The sequence below is a fragment of the Vogesella mureinivorans genome, from assembly GCF_007644035.1.
GTDB lineage: Bacteria > Pseudomonadota > Gammaproteobacteria > Burkholderiales > Chromobacteriaceae > Vogesella > Vogesella mureinivorans.
Genome location: NZ_VMTV02000912.1, coordinates 1 through 284 on the forward strand (window position 1 = coordinate 1; position 284 = coordinate 284).

The window sequence follows — 284 nt, forward strand, 5'->3', positions numbered from 1 at the left end:
CGGCCTTGGTTCAACTCACCGGTGAATTGGGAGGTTCATCTTATGCGAAAATACCTGAAGGGGGCGCTGGTTGGCGCTCTTGGCCTTGTGTATGCCAGCGCAGCATCGGCAGAAAATCCTGATATCGGCGTAATCGTGCCGACCCTGGATGCACAATTTTGGAACGCCTATGTCGAGTTCATGCAAAAGGGGGCTGACGAACTGGGTGTCGACCTTGTCGTGCTCAACGCCGATAACAAGCCCGACCAGATGATCAAGAGCCTGGAAGATTTGGTCGCGCAGGG

The 284-nt window shown here is 54.9% G+C and carries 1 protein-coding gene; it reads left to right on the forward strand.

Annotated features, from left to right (window positions below):
- Positions 1–42: 42 nt before the first annotated feature.
- Positions 43–284, forward strand: a 242-nt coding sequence (locus FLQ44_RS21115) for a hypothetical protein (RefSeq protein ID WP_206209039.1), incomplete at its 3' end; no start/stop codon positions are given.